The 16,030-nt window shown below is 57.1% G+C and carries 9 protein-coding genes; 2 read left to right on the forward strand and 7 right to left on the reverse strand.

What is annotated here, in order from left to right:
• Window positions 1–98 precede the first annotated feature (98 nt).
• On the forward strand, window positions 99–722 hold the full coding sequence (locus NHH03_RS13315; RefSeq protein WP_253156855.1) for a superoxide dismutase: 624 nt from the start codon (window positions 99–101) through the stop codon (window positions 720–722).
• Between the two features lie 395 nt (window positions 723–1,117).
• Here NHH03_RS13315 and NHH03_RS13320 read toward each other — a convergent pair whose 3' ends face one another.
• From NHH03_RS13320 to topA, 5 genes are all read right to left on the reverse strand, one after another.
• Window positions 1,118–3,280, reverse strand: a complete 2,163-nt coding sequence (locus NHH03_RS13320) for a DUF4340 domain-containing protein (RefSeq protein ID WP_253156857.1) — start codon at window positions 3,278–3,280, stop codon at window positions 1,118–1,120.
• 73 nt (window positions 3,281–3,353) lie between these two features.
• Window positions 3,354–6,278 carry a Gldg family protein gene (locus tag NHH03_RS13325; RefSeq protein ID WP_253156858.1) on the reverse strand — a complete coding sequence of 975 codons (2,925 nt, stop codon included), beginning with the start codon at window positions 6,276–6,278 and terminating at the stop codon, window positions 3,354–3,356.
• Window positions 6,279–6,421: 143 nt separating this feature from the next.
• Window positions 6,422–7,186, reverse strand: a complete 765-nt coding sequence (locus NHH03_RS13330) for an ABC transporter ATP-binding protein (RefSeq protein WP_253156859.1) — start codon at window positions 7,184–7,186, stop codon at window positions 6,422–6,424.
• A gap of 531 nt (window positions 7,187–7,717) precedes the next feature.
• Window positions 7,718–7,900, reverse strand: a complete 183-nt coding sequence (locus NHH03_RS13335; RefSeq protein ID WP_253156860.1) for a DUF6800 family protein — start codon at window positions 7,898–7,900, stop codon at window positions 7,718–7,720.
• 115 nt (window positions 7,901–8,015) lie between these two features.
• A complete protein-coding gene (gene topA / locus NHH03_RS13340; RefSeq protein WP_253156861.1) occupies window positions 8,016–10,763 on the reverse strand; it encodes a type I DNA topoisomerase in 2,748 nt (915 codons plus the stop codon).
• A gap of 263 nt (window positions 10,764–11,026) precedes the next feature.
• On the opposite strand from topA, the gene NHH03_RS13345 reads away from it, so the two are divergent.
• Entirely contained in the window at window positions 11,027–13,474 is a 2,448-nt protein-coding gene (locus NHH03_RS13345) for a hypothetical protein (RefSeq protein ID WP_253156862.1), read from the forward strand.
• A 34-nt stretch (window positions 13,475–13,508) separates the two neighbouring features.
• Here NHH03_RS13345 and NHH03_RS28185 read toward each other — a convergent pair whose 3' ends face one another.
• Together NHH03_RS28185 and NHH03_RS13355 are read right to left on the reverse strand one after the other, a co-directional pair.
• Window positions 13,509–14,630: a tRNA-queuosine alpha-mannosyltransferase domain-containing protein gene (locus NHH03_RS28185; RefSeq protein ID WP_253156863.1), complete on the reverse strand. Its 1,122-nt coding sequence runs from the start codon at window positions 14,628–14,630 to the stop codon at window positions 13,509–13,511.
• Window positions 14,624–15,955 (reverse strand): nucleotide sugar dehydrogenase, encoded by a 1,332-nt coding sequence (locus NHH03_RS13355; RefSeq protein ID WP_253156869.1) that lies wholly within the window; start codon window positions 15,953–15,955, stop codon window positions 14,624–14,626. The genes NHH03_RS28185 and NHH03_RS13355 overlap by 7 nt, the downstream gene beginning before the upstream one ends.
• Between the last annotated feature and the right edge of the window lie 75 nt (window positions 15,956–16,030).

Raw genomic sequence — 16,030 nt, forward strand, 5'->3', positions numbered from 1 at the left:
GGCTTGCCAGGATCGCTATCGTTTTAAACCGTCTCGTCGCCGCCCACGGTGGCGGACGTCAAACCACCTCGTACCACCACTGTTGGAGAACTTTCGCGATGGCTTACACACTTCCCGAACTGCCTTACGCCAAAGACGCGTTGGCCCCGAATATCGACGCCCAGACCATGGAAATCCACCATGGCAAGCACCACAACGGGTACGTCACCAAACTCAACGCAGCGGTCGAGGGAACCGATCTGGGATCCAAATCAGTGGAAGACCTGATTGCTGATCTGGCTAGCGTTCCCGAAGCCAAGCGTGGCGCTGTCCGCAACAACGGTGGCGGACACGCCAACCACTCCTTGTTCTGGACCGTGATGGGCCCGGGCAAAGGCGGCAGCCCCAGCGGTGATTTGGCCGCTGCGATCGAGAGCGACCTGGGTGGATTCGACAGCTTCAAAGAGCAATTCGAAAACGCCGCCGCCACCCGCTTCGGTAGCGGTTGGGCTTGGTTGTACGTCGAAGGTGGCAAATTGAAGGTCGGCAGCACTGCCAACCAAGACAGCCCGTTGATGGGCAGCGGAGTCGCCGGCATCAGCGGCACACCGATCCTGGGTCTGGATGTTTGGGAGCACGCTTACTACCTGAACTACCAAAACCGACGCCCCGATTACATCAGCGCGTTCTGGAATGTCGTCGATTGGGACGCAGTTGCCACCCGCTTCGCCGCCGCCAAGTAGCAGAACTGGGAAAACAAAAGCGAGGGATGAGTCGCGTCTCATCCCTCGCCATCAGAAGATGGGTTTTTTATCGCAACCCGACGCGTCAGTTTAGAAGTTGCGCTTTTATGGTAACCCGACCGGGCTGTTGATTTAATTAGCCGGTCGCTAGTTGGTGTGGAGGATTTATCCGACCGGCTTTATTCTTCGCAGAAAACCCTCACCCGAGTCGGATAAATCCTCCACACCAGCGCCGTTGAAGTGACGCGTCGGGTTACCAAAAAACGATGCCTGACGCGAACGCGCACCTTCAAAGCTCACGCGTCGGGTTACGAAAGACCAAAGACGCGTGCGCAGCGTCTTTTCAGAACGCGCGCCGCGTCATTGTTCAGGCCGCCTGATGCGAAACTGTTCAGCTAGTTGCCGGGAAAGCCACCGAAGTTTGGCATTTGCGGTGGCATCGCGGCTGGGTTGACCGCTGCGGCGTCCTCTTCGGAACCAAACAGTTCGTCGCGGCCGATTCGCAGTTTGGTGTACGTGTCTTCTGGAATCACGTAGTACCAGTCGGCGAAACGTTCGTTCAACTGGCGGCTTTGCAATTTGGCTTGTGCCAAGTTCTCTTTGCGTTCTTCCAGTTTACGCTCGTTCTCTTTGGTGATCTTTTCTTGGATCGCTGCCAGGCGTTCCCGTTTTTCACCTTCGGTCAACTCCGGTGTGGCTTTGTCTGCAGCGCTGTCCGCGGTATTGTCCGAAGCATCGTCTGCAGCATTGTCTGCAGCACTCTCGGCCGGTTGTGCGGGCTGCTCAGTCATCTCCTTGTCTTCCGCCGGGGCGTCTGCTTGGGCAGCATCGTCAGCAGCACTCTCGGCCGGCTGGGCGTCGTTCCCGGCCGCGGCTGCGGTTTCATCCGCCGGTGCGTCTTCGTCGTTGCTATCCGGACCCGGAGATTCTGCCGGAGCTTGTTCCGCGTCTTGATCGGCTTGCTGGGCTTCGCCGACGGTCGTCGATTCGCCTTCGCCGCTGGCGTCGGTCGCACCGGACTCCGTTTCCTTGGCTTCGCCCTCACCGGCTTGGGCAGCATCGTCACCGGCATCTTCAGCAGCGGGTTTCTTGTCAGCAGCGGGTTCGTCCGCAGTCGCATCGTCTGCTTTGGCGTCTTCGGCGGCCGGTGATTCAGCGGCCGGCTCTGCCGGCGCCGCGTCGTCCTTCATCTCCGGCTCGTCTGTAGGTGCAGCGGGCTCTTCTGCTGTTTCCGTCTTGTCGGCAGCTTCATCCGCTTGCTCAGGTGCGTCTTCCGGTTCTGCGGGCGCGGGCTGGGCGGCCTGTTCCATGGCGTCGAGTTCTTCCAGCGTCTGTGGGATCGGCTGCAGTTCGGGCGCAGGGAAACGCGATTCATCGACTTCGGTGCTGACCATCAGATAGCGATTGGCGCCACCGGAGGTCGAATCCTCTTCGCCGTCGGCGTCACTGTCGTCGGCAATGCCGCTGATGTTGCCGAACCGCAGCACGTACTTCACGCCGGATTTAGTGGTGGCGTTCAGTTCGCCGTTGGCCGACAAGATTTCGATTTCGCCGTTGGGGCCCATTGGAACCGGAATGAATCCCCGGGTTGCCAGTTCGCCGGCGGCTTCTTGGTCGGTCGCAAAATCCTTGTCGGCTCGCAGGTTGGCGCTGATGCCATCGGGTTTGCGATTGACGTCGACGAATTTCAGATCGTCCAGTGCGTTGACCAGATCGTTCAGCTTTTGCGCGTTCAATTTTTCGTCGGCGGAAACGCTGACTTCGCTAGGCTCGGCCAAGGGATTGTTCTTGTCGAATTCTTTCAGCGAGTCCAAATCCCATTCGGTGCCGTCTTTGGTCACGCTGGCGTTGTAATCGCGAACCAGCGAAACGCCCTGCAGTCCCAGCGAAGCGCTGTAGTCTTTGATTTCAACGTTGTCGACATCGATGCTGGTCAGTTGCAGCAGGTCTTCTTCGATCCAATCTTGGAAATTGGTCGTCAGCGGGGCATCGTCCAGGCTGACCACATAGACCGGGTCTTGACCGGGTTTGCGAACGTACAACTGTCCGGGCTGTTCTTTAACTTGGTTGCCGATGATCAGTGATGCCAGGACCTTTTGAGATTGGTCTTTGAACGTGACCATCCGTCCGACACCTTCGTCACCGACTTCCAGGTCTTCCAGTTTCGGTTCGACCACACCCATCCCCGTGTGATCTTCGGGGTTGTCGGTGGGAACATCCAGGATTTTCAGATCGACCAACGAGTTGGCAGCGTCACGCATCTGCTCGACAGCATCGGCGGGGTAGCCGCCTTTGGACGGAATCGTCCACAGTCCGGTTTGCGGGTTCTTGCGGACTTCAAAATTAGCCAGCTCGCCTTGTTGATCATCAAAGGTAATGATTTTCAAGCTCGCCGCACCCAACGGATCCTTGAATTCAGCGAACAGTGGTTCGCCGATCAAGGGATCAAAGGATTGGCTGTCTTCGCGCGGCGCGGTCGGCCAGGCGACGATGGCTGCGATCAGGGCAACGACTGCGGCGACGCCCCAGAAAATTCCGGTCTTCTTTGTTTCGTTCACCGTCAAATCTCTCGTAACAAACGTGTTGACGCTTTGGTTGGACAATGGATGCGGCCCGAGTTGGGGGACGCGTTTATTTCAAACGGGATTTACTAATGTTTTCGCGTTCGCGAAGCCGTCGCGAGGCGAACACGATCACACCGACTAACAAGGGTGGGATGCAGGGCAGCGCCACTGCGTACGCTTTGACTTGGTTTTGAATCGCCACGACCTTTTGGTCTGATTCGCGTTGAATCTTGGCGATCTTGCTTTTGGCGTCGCGTTCCACCCGAGCCCGTTTAACGTTGAGGGCTCGTTCGAGTCGCCCTTGTTTGGTTTGGAACTCGATCGATTTTGCGTTCAGAACGGGCTGCGGAATACTGCCATCCTTGCTTTTCTTTTGCAGTTCCTCGACTTCCTCTCGCAGATCTTTCAGCTGGCGATCGCGTTCGTCTTCGGCGTCGCTGATCGCATCCTTGGACGCCTGCTCGAATTCCTTTTGTTTTTGCCGCACCTGAGAGCTGGCCGATTCTTTGACCGCATCGATCATCTTCAAACTGGCGAACATCGGTTGGTGATTTCGCACTTCGATGAAATCGGTTTCGTTGGTCAGCCAGTCGATGGTGTTCAACAGGAACGTGACGTTCTGGAATTGAAAGCGGATCTCCGCGGCTTGTTGGGGATCGGCGCGAATCTGCAAGAACACCGGCAGCATGATGTCCGTGTCCGCGATGTACGCGACCTTGATCGGCTGGGCGGCGGTGCTCTCTGCTGCTTTCGATTCCCCCTCGGTGGCCTTGTCGTCGCTCGACTTGTCACCGTCCTGTGCCGGCTGTGTGCCTTCGATGGTCATTGCCAACACTTGATTGGGAGCCAGGCCGTCGACCGCACTGGAAAGATTGGCTGCCCCGGCACGCATCACTTGTTGCAGTTTGGACATGTCCAGCGAACCACTGGCCGGCGCCGTGATCAGCAGCGGCGTGTGTTTCAAAGTCGGGTTCTCGATCGATTTCACCTGGCCGCTGTAGAGCGCTAGGACTTGGCGGAGTCCATCGGTGATCATGCTTTCCGATGACAGTGCGTGGCCCGGTTCCACACCCTTGGCATTTTCATCGACAAACACCCAGCAGATGTCAGCGTTGGTTTCGATGTTGGGGTACGGGTTGTGAGCCTGCCAGACGATGTCGCTGTTGAAATACTGGACCCCCGGTTTGCCGTTGCTTTTCAGTTCCAGCACGTCCCACAGTTCGCGAATGTCGCCTTTGGGTTGCTGGCCACCGCCCATGCCGAACATTCCACCACCCTGCTGTTTGGCTTCACCGGTGGGCGTGATGTCGCGACGCGCGAAGGGCAATGGATCTTCAAACACGGCGGTGGGAACGCCGGCTTTGATGGCTTCGAGCAATCGTTCAAATTGCGGTGGCGCCAGTGACGACGGTTGCACGGCGACCAGTGCGTCGAACACGCCGGGGCTGATCGGCGCCTCCAGACTGATTTCTTCCACCTCGTATTGTTTGCTCAGTTCATCAACCAGCGGGTGCTTTTCAGTGCGCGACATTTGCATGCCCTGCATCGATGTCCCGCCCATCAGTTGAGCGTCGGTGCGGACGATTCCGATTCGTTTGCGTTCGCCACGGGCGACGGTGTTGATCGACCGCACGAGTTCGTATTCGACGGGGATGCCATATTCAAAAATCGGCACCACGACTTTTTCCAGACCGGCTCGGAATGCCGCTCCCATGATCAGCCGTTTCTGTTGATACGACCCTTGTTCGCGAACCATCCGCGTCACCGGTTCGATGCCAAAGCGTTCCGCAGCCAAGGCGGCTTCTTCGCTAAACAGGTCGATGCCGTCGTGCAGGTTGACTTCGATGGTGCGTCCACTCGCTGACGCTTCGCTTTGGAATTCTTTCAGCAGGTTCACCAACTCGTATCGCGTACGAGCATACATCTCGGGGATGTCGTTGCTGATAAACGCATCGATCTTGATCGGCCGATCCGATTCCAAGTTCTTGATCAGTTTGGTGGTTGCATCGGCCAGTGAGCTGACGTTGCCTTCGGTCAAGTCGTAACGCTGGATATCACGATTGCGGAACAGCACCACGCCGGCACCGGTGATCACCACCAATGCCAGAATGCGGGCCAGGTAGTGATAGGCCATCGTGTTGCCGTCTTTGCCACCGGTCCAGTGTCGGCGTCCGATCAGAACCATGCAGACATACAGGGCGACGACCGAGACCAAGACAAAGTAGACGACCGATGAGGTGCTGATGACTCCGCGACCGAAGTCGTCGAAGGGACGTGCGATCCCGCTGGCTTGAATCATCTCGGCCACGTCGTAGCCAAAGATTTGCCAACTGCCGACCACCGAACCGGCCAGTGCGGCGAACGCCAGTGGCGCGTTGAACAGTGCACCCAGAATGAAGCCGACGGTCAGGTTGCCGGTCAGGAAGGATGCCACCATGCCGATGGCGATCATCGTTGCACCGACAAACCAGTAGCCCAGGTAGGTCGTGAAAATCAGTCCGGTGTCCAACCCGCCGTCGGTCAGAATCGTCAGCGTGACGAAGGTGCTGACTTGGGAAAACAACAGCGATGCGGTGAAAATCGCAAGTGCCGCCATGTACTTGCCGATCACGATGTCAAAATCGTCGGCCGGCAGCGTCAGCAACAACTCGTCGGTCCCGGCACGTTTTTCCTCGGCCCAAATACTCATCGTGATCGCCGGGATGAACACCAGCATGATCAACGGGTACCAATAGTTCAGTTGGTCCAGGGTGGCCAAGTTTTGATTGAAAAACTCATACGGCCAGAACGCGGCGACCGACGTCAGAAAGACGAAGATGCACAGGAACACGTACCCGGTCGGGTTGCTGAAATAGCCGACAAAGTTGCGTTTCATCACCGCAAATGCGGCACGCTTCGTTCCAGCCACCAAGCCGAAGATGGCCAGCACGATGCACAGGAAAATGGCATCCATCAGGGCCAGTGACGCCAGCGCCTCGAGATTGTCGTTCATAGTCAATCGAGCAGAATGAGAGTGGTTTGAGAAAGCTAAATCGAACGTTTGCCAGCCGCGGATATCAAATTCGGCGACGGGCAAACGGCGGCGTGGGGGATGGACCGGCGTTCAAACACGACGGCCAAGGGGGCGGGATCGTGTCACGCCGAACTCGGTTCGACGTGATCGTCGCTGTGAGTCAGTTGGTAAAACGCTTCGTCCAAATCATTGTTGCCACGAACACGCAAACCTTCGACGTCGCCGTCATAGACCAATCGGCCTTCGTTGATCATCACAACGCGATTGGCCATCGCTTCGACTTCTTGCAAAATGTGCGTCGACAGCAAAATCGTTTTGGTTTCTGCCAGCTTACGCATTGCGTCGCGAACGCCGCGGATTTGGTTGGGGTCCAATCCGGCGGTCGGTTCATCCAAAATCAGCACGTCGGGATCGTGCAACAACGCCTGGCTCATGCCGACGCGTTGCTTGAATCCTTTGGAGAGTTTGCTGATCGATTTGTACATCACCGATGACAGATCACAGATGTCGACCACCGCTTCGACCCGGTCTCGCTTTTTGGCGCCCGACAATCCACGTGCTTCGGCGAAAAAATCCAGCATGCCCGAGGGCGTCATCTCCATGTACAGCGGGCCACTCTCGGGCAGGTAACCCAGGTGTCGGCTGCCTTCGATCCGATCGGACATCATGTTGTGGCCGGCGATCCGGGCTTCGCCTTCGCTGGGCGCGATGTAGCCGGTCAGCATTTTCATGGTCGTGCTTTTTCCAGCACCATTGGGACCAAGAAAAGCCACGAGCTCGCCTTGCAGCACTTTAAAGCTGACGTCTCGCGCGGCGGCAAACGGACCGTAGAACTTACTCAGTCCGTCCGCTTCGATCATCGGACGTCGTTCTTGAGTCTGTGTCATGTTCGTCTTTTGAAAGAAATCGAGGTCTAGGTAGACGTTAAGCGACTGTTACGCCCGGGGCGTTGCCGTTGTTCATCTTGGCGGGAAAGATTTTCCACCAGAACCGAGCAGCCGATTTCCCAGGGGGGTGCCGTTGTTGGGTGCAGATCGTGTTGTGCCCGCTGGTGCTGAAATGTCGGAGTACAGTCCCATGGTGAAGAACTCTTTCTTAGCCCGACGCGTCAGCGAGGGATCCCGCGAACACCCTCAATCCCGCGCTCACGCGTCGGGTTACCATAAAAGCGCAACTTCAACACGCTCGGTCCTTCGCTGACGTGTCGGCTTGCGATGCAGACGCAGCTTCAATCATGGATCCGGGGGACACCGGATCGCACGGTATCAGGACCGATTGGGGCGTGAGTGACCCGATCTGGCACTTTGTCCAGGCACTCTGTCCATCGGGGGCATCAACGTTCTCGCCGCATCAGCAGCAGCGGGTGGGGGCAGCCGCCTTCGAGGACGGCAGCTGCGTTGGTACAGCTGAGCAAGCGTTTAGGATTTCAGACCTTCGCGCTCGATGATCACGTCAGCGCCGGGCGTCATGCGACGCAGTTTGCGGGCGACTTCTGCTTTTTCCATCGTGCCGGCTTTGGCACGGGCCAGCAGTTTGGCAACTTTTTTACGGCGGGTACGCAGGCGTTTGATTTCACGAACTCGTTCGATGCCACTCGGCATAGGAGGCTCCAGAAAAATGGATGGGTGTCAGTTGACAGCAGGTTTGAATGGGATGGGCCGCGGAGTTTAGTCGGTTTTGGTTCCGCGGAGTAGTGCGTTTCACGATCCGCGCCATTTAGGCTTTTTTCTTGACGCCCTTTTTCTTGGTCGCCTTCTTTTTCGCGGCTTTCTTTTTGGTTGCCTTCTTCTTGGCAGCTTTCTTTTTCGTCGCCTTTTTCTTGGCGGCCTTCTTCTTTTTCTTTTTCTTCGATCCGCCCTTGGCCGCACGCTCGGCCAGCAGGTCCAGCGCGGCTTCGAACGTCAGTTCTTTGGGGTCGGCGCCCTTGGGCAGCGACGCGTTGGTTTCGCCGTCGGTCACGTAGGGTCCGTACCGCCCGTCCAGGACTTTCATCTCGCCCTCGGTCACCGGGGACGGCTTTTCGTAGACCTTCAACGGTTCTTTGGGTGTGCCGCGACCGCGACGCTTGGGTTCACGCAGCAATTTGATGGCTTCGTCCAAGGTGACTTCCAGCGGTGACACGCCGTCAGGCAGTGACCGGGTGTCTTTTTCGCATTTGACGTAGGGTCCATAGCGACCGTCAAAGGCCTGGATCGGTTTGTCGTTGTCGGGGAAATTCCCCAGGGTGCGCGGCAGCAGTAACAGTTGGGTGGCCATCTCCAACGTCAGGTCTTCGGCCGCCATTCCCTTGAGCAGCGACTGGTTGCGTTTCTCCGGATCATCGGCTTCGCCCAACTGCACGTAGGGTCCGAAGCGGCCGATTTTGATGTAAATCGGTTTGCCGGTTTCCTCATGAATCCCCAGTGGTTCGTCTTCAATCTGGCCGGCATCAAGCAATTCGATCGCTTTGGCTAAATCCAATTCGTCAGGCGCCAATCCATCCGGCAGCGGAGCTTTTCGCTCGCCCTGCTCCAGGAAGGGGCCGTATTTGCCAACCCGCACAAAGACTTCTTCGCGGTGTTCGCCCTCGGTCGGCGTGCCGATCAGGAAGCGTGCGGTCACCCGTGGATCAATTTCCTCGAGCTTCTTTTCAAGCCGGGGTTTGAGTGCGACATTGTGGTCGACTTGCAATTTTTCGATGGCGGGGCTGGCCGGTCCATCGTCGCCAAAATAGAACCGTCGCAGGTATTCTTCGGATCCACCTTCGTCGCGGCTGATCGAGTCCAGGAAATCTTCCATGTCGGCGGTGAACTGGTAGTCAACCAGTGTGCCGAAGTGCTCTTCCATCAGTCGGGTCACGCTGAATGCGCGCCAGCTGGGCACCAACGCATTGCCTTTCTTGCCGATGTAGTTGCGTCGTTCGTCGGTGATGGTGCCGATAATTGATGCAAACGTACTCGGTCGCCCGATACCCTTCTCTTCCAGCGTGCGGGTCAACGAGGCTTCGGTGAAGCGTGCCGGCGGCTGGGTGGTGTGGCTCTTGGGATCCATCGTTTCGGGCGTCAAGGCGTCGTTTTCGGCGACATTCGGCAAGATCCGTTCTTTGTCGGCCAGTTCGCCTTCTGGGTTGTCGCTGCCTTCGACATAGGCTCGCAGAAAGCCTTCGAACAGGATGCTGGTACCGGTGGCGGTGAAGGTGGCCCCGCCGCCTTCGACCGAAACGCTGATGCGTTGCTTTTTGGCGTCCGCCATCTGGCAGGCCACGGTCCGTTTCCAGATCAGGTCGTACAATCGGAATTGGTCCGAATCCAGTTCACCGCGGATCGATTCCGGGGTGCGGAAATTGGTCCCTGCAGGGCGAATCGCTTCGTGAGCCTCTTGGGCGTTTTTCACTTTGCCCTTGTAAACGCGGACGTCGGGGTGCAAGTAGTTGTCGCCATAAACCGAGCGGACCAGTGATCTGGCAGCCGAAATGGCTTCTTTGGACAGAATCGTGCTGTCGGTACGCATGTAGGTGATGAAACCGTTTTCGTACAGTTTCTGAGCGGCACCCATCGTCCGTTTGGCGCCAAATCCGAGTTTTCGGTTGGCTTCCTGTTGCAGCGTGCTGGTCGTAAACGGAGCTCGCGGTCGCTCGGAAAACGGTTTGACTTCGACCTTGCCGACCTGGAACTGGGAAGCCCGCAGTTTTTCGGCCAATTCGATCGTTTCCGCTTCGCTTAGCAGCAGCATGTCCTTTTTCTTTGGCTGCCCGGTCGTCGAATCAAAGTCTTTACCGCTGGGGACTTTACGGCCGTCGTAGCGAGTCAGCGTTGCCGGCAGCGGTTCGTTCCCGGCCGTCTGGAAAACCGCTTCGATGTCCCAGTAGGTGGCTTTCACAAACGCAATTCGTTCGCGTTCGCGTTCGACGATCAGCCGGACGGCGACGCTTTGCACGCGTCCGGCGGAGGTCCCGCTGCCGACCTTGCGCCACAGCAACTGCGACATGTCATAGCCGTACAGGCGGTCTAAGATTCGCCGGGTTTCTTGGGCACGCACCAAGGCTTGGTCGATTTCGCGGGTCTTTTCCAACGCATCGGTGATCGCCTCTTTGGTGATCTCGTGGAAAACCAGCCGGTGCACGGGGACTTTTGGATTCAGCAATTCGTACAGGTGCCAACTGATCGCCTCCCCCTCGCGGTCTTCGTCAGTCGCCAGATAGAGGTTGTCGGCGTCTTTCAGAGCCGCTTTTAATTTGCTGACGTGTTTTTTCTTTTCCGCCGGCACGATGTACAGCGGGGCGAACCCTTCATCGACGTTGACGCCCAGGTAAGCCCAGGGCTGATCGCGATATTTTTCCGGAACATCTTTCTTTCCTTCCGGCAGATCACGGACGTGACCGATACTGGCCTCGACCTGATAGGCAGACCCTAAAAACTTCGAGATCGTGCGTGCTTTTGCGGGTGATTCGACAATCACCAAGCTTTTGCCAGTGCTCTTAGCCATCAAAAAAAGCTGTTCTTCTCGAGTTCAGGAGATCAAGACCAATTTGTTTTAGTGGTAGCGAGAAAGACTGGATGCCGTCAATCCGCTAACCGGAATAAGCTGCCGTTGTGAAGCCATCGTAGCGGCCCGCTGGCAGCAAAAGCCCGGGTGATCAGACACGAATCAGGTTGATTCCGGCTTGACCCTTGAAAACCGCCGGCGATACGCTTTCCGCTTCCCATTTCGCAACCCCGTACTCTTTTCCTACCCCGAAAGCCCTCGCTATGAGTCCTCTGGAGCTGTTTCGACGCAATCAAAAGGTCATGATGACCTTTTTGATCCTGCTGGCCATGTTCGCCTTTGTGGTGTTGCCAACCGTTACGGAGTACATGCAACGAAGCGGGCCTGGCATGACGGATCCGGTGCTGGCGGAGTTTGACGGGATTTCGTTGACCGCCAACCGAGTCAACTCGTTCACCCAGAAACACTACGCCACCGTACAGTACTTGCGGAAACTGGCCGAGGAAACCATTCGCCGCGGTGGCACCCCGTTGGTACCCGGTTTTGCTTTGGATCAACGCAGCGGTGGCATCCAGTCGGTCGGCATCAACGGTTCGCCCAGTGACGAAACCTCTATCCGTACCCTGCAATTCGCTGCCGAGGCGCAGCGCGAAGGGTTCGAACTCGATGACACCGCGGTCAAAGCCTGGTTGGGACGTTACACCAACGAAATGATCAGCGAGCGGGAAATGTTTGCCATGCTCCGCAAAGAAACCAACAACTCGATGGGCCAATATCAGCTGTATGACATGTTGCGCAAGCAATTGTTGTCGGCACTGTATTTCCGTGGCGCCAGCGCCACCGTCGCCCGCGGTCAATTCCCCCTGCAAACGCCACTGGATCACTGGAAAAATTTCCTGAAGCTGAACCAACAGGCCACCGTCAACGCCTACGGTGTGTTGGTCAATGATTACATCGACCAGACCGATGAAAACCCGGCCGAAGCCGATGTTGTGGCGGTCTACGAAGAAGGCAAGAATCGTTATCCCAGCCAACAATCCCCCGAGCCGGGATTCCGTCGCCGCGACACCGCGTCGTTCGAATATGTGATGGCCGACATGCAAGCCTTCCGCGACGCCGAGGTCGCGAAGCTTGCTGAAGAAGAAATCAAAGCCGAATACGAACGCCGCAAAGCCGGGGGGGCATTCCAGTTGCCCGCCGAGCCGGCTGCTCCCGCCGAGCCGGCAATGTCCGAGGACGCCCAAACCGCACCGGCAGCGGACGCGGCTACGGAAACAGCTACGGAAGCCCCGGCTGAACCGGAAATGAAAGCGGACGCCGCTAGCGAAGAAACGGAAACAGAAACGAAAACCGAATCACCTGCTGCGGAAGACACTGCCGCAGCGGACACTGCCGCTGAAAAAGCTGCCGCCGAGAAAGCTGCCGCCGAGAACGCACAGCAGGTCGAAGAATTTGCCAAAGAGCTGGAACTGGCGGGGCAATCCGATCCGCCGGCTACCGAGCCAGAAGCTGACGCCGAGCCAGAAGCTGACGCGGAAACTGAGCCTGCTGCTGAAACCGATTCAGAAAGCCCCGCCGACGAAGACCAGTCGTCGGTCGGTGACCGCAACGGCGTGCAATTGGTCGTCATGCAAGACGAGCAAGCGGACGGTGAGGTGGAAGTCGAAGTGGCGACGGAATCCGTGGCCGACGATGCTGCCGATGCGACTGAAGCTGTTGCAGTTGAAGCTGCTACGGAAACCACCGAGCAAGCCGAGCCGCGTTACCGCTCGTTCGAAGATGTCAAAGTCCAGGTCGCCGAATCGATGGTCGAAGCCGACGCCCGGGTGGCGCTTGACCAAGCGGTCAACAAAGTCCGTGCGGAAATGAAGAAATACTTCGCCAGCAAAGCGATCTACGAAAGTGACACGACGAAATCAGGTTCGCCACCGGAGCGTCCAAATCTGAAAGCGATGGCCGATGAATTGGGGCTGACGTACCGCGTGATCGGACCTCATGATCCAATTTCATTAGCCGACGAGCCGATCGCGGATTCGTACGAAGCCGGTACCGCATTGTCACAGCGCGGTGTTCCTTTCACGGCAATGATGTTCGGTGTCGAAGGCCAAGTGCTCAAACAAGCCTTGTACCGCCCGGTGGTCTCGGTTGATATCGAAAAGCAACGCACCTATTTGACTTGGAAGACCGAGGAAAAAGATTCCTATGTGCCACCATTGGACGAGGTGCGTGGCGAAGTGGTGATGGCAATTCGAACGGCCCAAGCTCGTGAACTGGCAAAGCAAGCCGCCGGGGCACTCGCCGAGAAGGCCAACGCTTCTTCGTTAGAAGAATTGGTGCCTGAAGATCGCAAGGACAACTATTTCAAAGACATCGGCCCCTTCAGTTGGCTGAACATGGTGGGCTTCGGCAGCGTCACCATCGGTAACGTGCCCGAATTGGACTCGGTCGGCGAAGACTTTATGGAAGCCGTGTTCTCCTCCAAAGAAGGTGAGAACGTCGTCGCGGCCAATGAGCCTGAACGGGTTTACTACGTGGTTCATCAAACCAACCTGCAACCAACCCTCGACGAATTGAGGGCAAACTTTTCGCAGCAGCAAGAGCGGATCATGGCGATGTTCATGACCGACGGCACGGCTGCCAAAGTGCAAACGGGTTTCTTTGATGCAATCGATGAAAGAACCCAGTTCAAGCTGCTTGAACTGCCACAGTAAACTCGGCAGTTTGGCAACTGCGGCGATCCAGTGTTCAGCCGACCACGCGCGTTAGCGCTTGGTCGATCTGCCTGGTGACGTTGCTGATTTGATAGTTGGCGATGCGTTTGCGACAGGATTCCATCCAATGGTCAAGTGACCCATTGCCGCGTGATCGTTGGCTGCTCAAGTGGGTGATGATTTGGGCGGCCTGGTCGATGGATTCGTATCGCAGTTCATCGGGCACGTATTCGACATAGCTGAGTCGATTCGGCGTGACCGGGATCGCGCCTGACCAAATGGCTTCACAGATCGCGATGCCAAAGAACTCATGATCGGCTGTTGAGACCACGACGTCCATCTGCATGAGATGTCGTTCGTACTCGGCGCGGGAAACCGCATAGCCGTCGTGCAAAATGCAGGTGGGAAACCGAGCCTGGATTTGGTCGAGGCCTTCTCCGCCGCGTCCTCGTTGGCCCAGCAGGATCAATTGAAACTTCAGTGGCTGTGCGGCCAACTGTTCCAGCAATGCTAGAAAGCGATCTGGGCGTTTGTCATGTTCAAATCGACCGACCCAGCCGATGCGAATGGGGCTGTCAGCCGCGCGAGTACGGGGGCTCAATGGCGGGGGCACAAATCCCGGCGCGATCACTCGGCTGGCCGCTTCGACCGACTGGAGATCATGATCTGAGTGGCCGTCAGGCATGCGGCGTACGAAATCAGCAGAGCGATCAAAGAAGCTGCGTCGATTGAATTCGGAATTGAACCAGCATTCATCCGAGGCGATCGCGGTCAACAGATTTGTGTAACCATAATGATGGTCGGGTCGAGCCGCTGGCGAAGTCGGATAGGCCCACTGGTTCTCATGGAAATAGGTGATCACCGGGACCTGGCCGATCCAATCACAAAACCGTGGGTCACGCGCCGCCAGGCCGTACCAGGACGCGACATCCAGCATGTCGCTACAGAGAATGATATCGGGCTGTCCGCCGGCTTGGGCGATTGCTGTCGCGACCGCCTTTAATATCACCAAGGGCGACGATCGCATCCGCCATTTCCAATGCCGCGGTGGTAGCGTCGCGAGCGTCCAGTGGTGTCGGCTGTGCGCAACGACACCGTCTAAAAACGCTTTGTGGCTGCCGCCATAGTACGGCTCGATCGCTAATGCATTTAGCACTTGCGAATCTTGTCGCGATGCTCGGTCACCGCTGACGTTGCGTTCCGCGTGTCGATCACCAGTGCGGCATGTTCCACAATTTGGTCATAGTCAAATGCGCTGTGATCGGTGGCAATCAACACGGCATCCTGAGACGCTAGAAATTCCGGCGTCAGCGATTGGCTGCGCAATTCCGGCAGGTCATAGTGCCGCATCGGTGGCAGCGTGGGAACGTGTGGATCGCTATAGGTCAGATCCGCGCCTTGCTCGAGCAACAGTTCCATCAATTCAAACGACGGGCTTTCACGCGGGTCATCGACGTCTTTTTTATAGGCCATGCCCAGCAAACAGATTTTGCTGCCACGCACAGGTTTACGGAACTCGTTCAAGAACTCCGAGGTTCGCGAGACCACGTAGCCGGGCATCGAACGGTTGACCTCGCCAGCCAACTCAATGAACCGTGCATTGCTGCCTTGCTTGCGTGCCAACCAAGACAGATAAAACGGATCGATCGGGATGCAGTGTCCGCCCAATCCAGGTCCGGGATAAAACGCTTGAAAGCCAAACGGCTTGGTTTTGGCTGCGTTAATCACTTCCCAAACATCGATCTGCATTTCATCGAACAACACTTTCAGTTCGTTGACCAATGCGATGTTGACTGCGCGATAGATGTTTTCCAACACTTTGGCGGCTTCGGCGACTTCGCAACTACTGACCGGAACCACGCCGGCGACGGCGGATTCGTACAACGCCGTTGCGCAAGCCAAGCTGTCTTCGTTGATCGCGCCGACGACTTTGGGGATGCCTGCGGCAGAAAAGTCTGGATTGCCTGGATCTTCCCGTTCTGGACTGTAGGCGACGAAGAAATCGCTTCCTGCGGACAGTCCGTTTTGTTCCAGGATCGGGACCATCACATCGCGTGTGGTGGTCGGATAGGTGGTGCTTTCCAAGACCACCATTTGTCCCGCACGCAGCACTTTTGCAATCGCTTGGCAGGTGCCTTCGACGTAGCGCAGGTCAGGGTCACGGGCTGAATCCAGTGGTGTCGGGACGCAGATCAGCAGCACATCGGGCTCGGCCAATCGGGCCATGTCCGCGGTCGCATCAAAACGGTCTTTGGCAAGCCAGTTGCCGATCTTTGCGTCTTCGATGTGCTTGATGTAGCTCTTGCCCTCAAGCAGCGTGGACACCTTTTTCGGATCGACGTCAAAGCCCAGGCAGCTGAATCCGGCATTGATAAACGCATCGATCAGTGGCAATCCGACGTATCCCAGGCCGATGACGCCCACGGTACAGGTGTGGTCCGAGATGGATTGAAGCAAAGTTTGGCAGGCGTCAGAAGGCATCGAGTTACGTTCCCAGTAGGGAGATTGGTGAAAATGGATCAATGGGGGGGAGCTGTGGCAGAAAACTCTAAACCC

The organism is Stieleria tagensis (genome assembly GCF_024129865.1).
Lineage (GTDB): Bacteria > Planctomycetota > Planctomycetia > Pirellulales > Pirellulaceae > Stieleria > Stieleria tagensis.

What these genes read in the sequence shown, in the direction of transcription:
- NHH03_RS13325 (WP_253156858.1), bottom strand. Translation starts at nt 6,278, where the DNA reads ATGAACGACAATCTCGAGGCGCTGGCGTCACTGGCCCTGATGGATGCC.
- NHH03_RS13355 (WP_253156869.1), bottom strand. Translation starts at nt 15,955, where the DNA reads ATGCCTTCTGACGCCTGCCAAACTTTGCTTCAATCCATCTCGGACCAC.
- NHH03_RS13335 (WP_253156860.1), bottom strand. Translation starts at nt 7,900, where the DNA reads ATGCCGAGTGGCATCGAACGAGTTCGTGAAATCAAACGCCTGCGTACC.
- NHH03_RS13330 (WP_253156859.1), bottom strand. Translation starts at nt 7,186, where the DNA reads ATGACACAGACTCAAGAACGACGTCCGATGATCGAAGCGGACGGACTG.
- topA (WP_253156861.1), bottom strand. Translation starts at nt 10,763, where the DNA reads ATGGCTAAGAGCACTGGCAAAAGCTTGGTGATTGTCGAATCACCCGCA.
- NHH03_RS13345 (WP_253156862.1), top strand. Translation starts at nt 11,027, where the DNA reads ATGAGTCCTCTGGAGCTGTTTCGACGCAATCAAAAGGTCATGATGACC.
- NHH03_RS13315 (WP_253156855.1), top strand. Translation starts at nt 99, where the DNA reads ATGGCTTACACACTTCCCGAACTGCCTTACGCCAAAGACGCGTTGGCC.